The 4,577-nt window shown below is 76.7% G+C and carries 4 protein-coding genes; 3 read left to right on the plus strand and 1 reads right to left on the minus strand.

The annotated features are described in order from the left end of the window. Window positions 1-9: 9 nt before the first annotated feature. The gene (locus BJP40_RS06480) at window positions 10-1,545 is read right to left on the minus strand and encodes a hypothetical protein (RefSeq protein ID WP_071279361.1); all 1,536 of its coding nucleotides are present in this window, start codon (window positions 1,543-1,545) and stop codon (window positions 10-12) included. Between the two features lie 382 nt (window positions 1,546-1,927). On the opposite strand from BJP40_RS06480, the gene BJP40_RS06485 reads away from it, so the two are divergent. The 3 genes from BJP40_RS06485 to BJP40_RS06495 are packed head-to-tail and all read left to right on the plus strand — an operon-like array spanning window position 1,928 to window position 4,210. Beyond that, a complete protein-coding gene (locus tag BJP40_RS06485) occupies window positions 1,928-2,725 on the plus strand; it encodes a LamB/YcsF family protein (RefSeq protein ID WP_071279369.1) in 798 nt (265 codons plus the stop codon). Next, the gene (locus BJP40_RS06490) at window positions 2,722-3,336 is read left to right on the plus strand and encodes an allophanate hydrolase subunit 1 (RefSeq protein ID WP_071279363.1); all 615 of its coding nucleotides are present in this window, start codon (window positions 2,722-2,724) and stop codon (window positions 3,334-3,336) included. The genes BJP40_RS06485 and BJP40_RS06490 overlap by 4 nt, the downstream gene beginning before the upstream one ends. A 10-nt stretch (window positions 3,337-3,346) precedes the next feature. Next, on the plus strand, window positions 3,347-4,210 hold the full coding sequence (locus BJP40_RS06495) for a biotin-dependent carboxyltransferase family protein (RefSeq protein WP_071279365.1): 864 nt from the start codon (window positions 3,347-3,349) through the stop codon (window positions 4,208-4,210). Window positions 4,211-4,577 lie beyond the last annotated feature (367 nt).

Consider the following 4,577-nt stretch of genomic DNA (forward strand, 5'->3'; position numbering starts at 1 on the left):
GACGGCCGGTCACGCGGTGTCCGTCCGGCCGGCGGCCATCCCGGCGGCGTCGAGGAGGGCGGTGCCGACGATGAGGTCGGCGCCACCGAACTCGGGGTCGTCGAGGGGAGTCCCGTCGTCGACGGCGAACAGCAGGCGCTCCTCACCCTGCCGGTAGGCGGTGCCGACCGGCGGGCTCGCGGCGTGCACGGCGAGGAGGGCCACGAGGTACGGCAGGTCGGGGTCGCGGCGGCGGGCGTCGGCGAGGAGCCCGGAGAGGCGGCGCGGGGCGTCGTGCTCCAGGTCCAGCAGTCGCATGGCCTCGGTGAGCTGCGCCTCGCTGAACCGGCTGTCGTCGGGCGTGGCGATCAGGTCCGGCTCGGGCATCTCGGCGCCTAGGTGCTCGCGCTCCTGCGGAGGGGTGAGGAGCAGGTCCACGAGGTCGCCCAGGCGGACGGCGACCGGGCTGCGCAGTCCGGTGCCGCGGGCGAAGTAGGCGTCGGTGACGCGGACGGCCTGCTCCCGCGGCAGCGGCAGCAGCGGGGCGACGAGCTGGCCGTACAGGTCGAGGCCGGTGCGGGCGGCGGGCCGGGCGAAGGCCTGCCGGTCCTGTTCCGCGCGGAACAGCGGCCCGGCTTCGAGGAGCCGGGACTGGAGCTGGGTGTGGCGGCGGATGCAGTCCTTGACGATGTCGACGAGTTCGGCGGCGCGCCGCTTGTGCTCGGGGTCCTCCGCCTCGTCGCGCGCCTTGCGGATGTTGGTGAGGATCGCGTTCTCGTGGCGGTAGCGGTCGGCGACGTGGGCGAGGGCCTCGTCGATCATGTCGGGGACGGCACTGAGCCAGTCGACGGCGCGGACGTTGCGCCGGGTGGCCTCCAGGGTCCTGCGGAGCGTCTCCGCGTACTGCACGGTCCGGTAGCGGGCCTGCTCTGCGGCCAGCTGCGCGTCCGCCAGCCGGCCACGGCTGATGAGGACCTCCAGCTTGACCTCGGCGGCGATCTGGGCGCTGGTGACGTCCGTGTCGAGGGCGCCGACCAGGACGTTCACCGCCTCGTCGGTGGTGCGGAGGTAGACGGCGCCGCCGTAGCCGGGCACCTCCTCGATGAGCTTGAAGTCGTAGTCGCGGCGGACGTAGACGCCGTCGGCGCCGAACGTGCCGTACACGGCGCGGAAGCCGCGGTCGACGCTGCCGACGTTGATCAGGTTCTCCAGGACCCAGCGGGCGACCCGGTCGTGCTCGGCGGCGGGGCGCCGGGGTGCCTGTGCGGCGACGCGGGGCAGCAGCCGGGAGACGACCTGCTCGTGGTCGGCGCCGGTGTCGAAGTCCATGTGGAGCGTGACGAGGTCGATCGCGGCGAGCGCCACCTCCGCCATGCAGTACACCGAGTACTCCCCCGCCAGGTTCGCCTTGCGGGCGTCCAGGTCGTGCAGCGGGGCGGTGCAGGCGAGGGCGCGCAGGCGGCGCGCCAGCCCTTCGTCGGCGGCCGGGCCCTGCGCGGGCCGCGGCCCCGCGCTGAGCTGGGGCGCAGCGGTTTCCGTCGGTTCCGTCGGGGCAGGCGAAGTCACGGTGGACAGAGTAGGTCCTCGGACTGACAGCGGTCGAAACGGCGGACCTGCGGCGACCCTGATCGTTTACGGTGGCGGGCACCGCACGGTGGTGCGCCGGGCGACCGGCCCGACGGCGGGAACAGAACGGGAGGGCTGCGTGGACATGCACACGAACGGGGAAGGCGACGGCGCCGTCCGCGGGGGCACCGGTCCGCGCGGCGGCGTGGACGCCGCCGGGGGTGGCGCCGGGCCCGCTGAGGTGCGCGGACGCCCGGCCGCGGGCACGGACGGACACGAGCCCGGGGACGAGGGCCCGGGGGCGGGCCGCGCGGCCGCGGACGCGGACGACGGTGTGCCCCGGGGCGCGCGCCCGAGCGCGGCCCCCGCGCCGGGGGACGAGCTGCCGCACGAGGGCACGGCTGCGGACACGGGCCGGGCGCGCGTGACGATCGACCTGAACGCCGACCTCGGCGAGGGCTTCGGGCGCTGGCAGCTGACCGACGACGAGGAGCTGCTGTCGGTGGTGACGAGCGCCAACGTGGCGTGCGGCTTCCACGCGGGGGACGCCGCCACGATGCGGCGGGTCTGCGACCTCGCCGTGGAGCGCGGGGTGCGGATCGGCGCGCAGGTGTCCTACCGCGACCTCGCCGGTTTCGGGCGGCGTGCGATGGACGTGCCGCCGGACGAGCTGGCCGCCGAGGTGGCGTACCAGATCGGCGCGCTAGAGGTGTTCGCGCGGGCGGCCGGTGCCCGCGTCGCGTACGTCAAGCCGCACGGTGCGCTGTACCACCGCGTGGTCGGCGACGAGGAGCAGGCGAGGGCCGTGGTCGAGGGCGTGCTGCTCGCCGGGGAGCGGCTGCCGCTGCTGGGGCTGCCGGGGTCACTGCTGCACCGGGTGGCCGAGGAGGCGGGACTGCCGGTCGTCACGGAGGCGTTCGCCGACCGGGCGTACGCCGAGGACGGCACCCTCGTACCGCGCGGGCGGCACGGGGCGGTGCTGCACGATCCGGCCGAGGTGGTGCAGCGGTCGGTGTCGATGGCGCGGACGGGTACGGTCACGTCGCACCGCGGCGGCACGGTGTCGGTGCGGGCGCGTTCCCTGTGCCTGCACGGCGACACGCCCGGGTCGGTGGAGCTGGCGCGGCTGGTCCGGGCGTGCCTGGAGGAGGCGGGCGTCCGGGTGGAGGCGTTCGTATGAGGGTGCTGCAGGTGGGTGAGCGGGCCCTGCTCGTGGAGTTCCCCGACGGGGCGTCGGCCGGGGCGTTCCACGCCGAGGTGCTGCGCCGGAGGGCGGCCGGGTCACTGCCGCCCGTACGGGACGTGGTGCCCGCGGCGCGGACGGTGCTGCTGGACGGGGTGGACGAGCCGGGCGCACTGGCCGTCCAGGTCGCGGGCTGGGCTCCGGGACCGCTGCACGCGCGCGGGGAGCCGGTCGTCGAGCTGCCGGTGCGGTACGACGGGCCGGACCTGGCGGAGGTCGCCGCGCTGTGGGACGTGGCGCCGGGCGACGTCGGGCGGATCCACGCCGCGCTGGAGCACCGCGTGGCGTTCTGCGGGTTCGCCCCCGGGTTCGGCTATCTGACGGGGTTGCCGGAGCGGTACGAGGTGCCGCGGCGGGCCACGCCCCGCACCTCCGTGCCGGCCGGGTCGGTAGCCGTCGCGGGCCCGTACACGGGTGTCTACCCGCGGTCGTCACCCGGCGGCTGGCGCCTGATCGGCGTGACCGACGCGGTGCTGTGGGACCCCGGCCGGGACCCGGTGGCGCTGTTGTCGCCCGGTGCGCGGGTGCGGTTCGTGGCGGTGCCGTGAGGGAGGCTGCGTGACGGAGCGGGCTTTCACGGTGGTGCGGGGCGGCGCCCTGACGACCGTGCAGGACCAGGGCCGACCGGGCCACGCGCACCTCGGGGTGCCGCGGTCGGGAGCCCTGGACCCGGGGACGGCCGCGCTGGTGAACCGGCTGGTGGGCAACCCGGACGGCGCGGCGGTGTTGGAGACGACGCTCGACGGGTGCGCGGTGCGGCCGCACCGCGCCGTGACCGTGGCGGTCGGCGGGGCGCCGTGCCCGGTCACGGTCGACGGGCGGCCCGCGGCGTGGGGCGCGGTGGTGCGGGTTCCTGCGGGCGCCGTGCTGGAGGTGGGCCGGGCCGTGCGGGGCGTGCGGTCGTACGTGGCGTTCGCGGGTGGTGTGGCGGTGGAGCCGGTGCTCGGCACCCGGTCGTCGGACCTGCTGTCGGGCCTGGGGCCCGAGCCGCTGGCGGCGGGGACGGTCCTGCCGCTGGGGCCGGGACCGGGACCGGCCCCGGCCGGGTGCGACGGCGTGCCCTGGCCGGGTGTCCCGGAGGGACTCGTGCTGCGGGTGCGGCTCGGTCCTCGGGACGGCTGGTTCACCGAGCGGGCGCTGCGCGTGTTCACGACGGGCGCGTACCGGGTGTCCGTGGCGTCCAACCGGATCGGGCTGCGCACGGAGGGTCCCGCACTGGAGCGTGCCGTGACGGACGAGCTGCCGAGCGAGGGCATGGTGCGCGGTGCGGTGCAGGTCCCGCCGGACGGCCGCCCGGTGGTGTTCCTGGCGGACCATCCGACGACCGGGGGGTATCCGGTGGTGGCCGTGGTGCGGGAGGCGGACCTCGCCGCGGCGGCGCAGGCGGCGCCCGGCTCGGCGGTGCGGTTCGTGCGGGGGTGAACGGCGCCGGGCTTCGGCGCGCCCGTGAGCCGGACGACGCGTGGGCGGCGGCCGCACCGGGACGGCGGGGCCGGCGCCACGACGGCCGGTCATCGCTGACCTCGGTCCTGTCGTCCCGCTGGGTGCGGGTGGTGATCCGTTTCCTGCTGTCCCCGTGAGTCCGGGTGGCGGTTCGCCTCCCGGACTCGGAACAGGGCGGCGGCGGATTCCCGGGTCGGCACGGATCCACGCGGCCTGGCAGCGGGTGGGCCTGCCGGGGGCGGGGACATCGGGGGCCCGAGCTGCGCGCCGCGACGGGCAGGCCGGCCTCTGGCCCTGGGAGCCGACAGCAGCAGGAGCCGGATCCCAGGCCCCATCGGCACGCTGG

Source organism: Streptomyces sp. CC53, from assembly GCF_001865245.1.
Classification (GTDB): domain Bacteria; phylum Actinomycetota; class Actinomycetes; order Streptomycetales; family Streptomycetaceae; genus Streptomyces.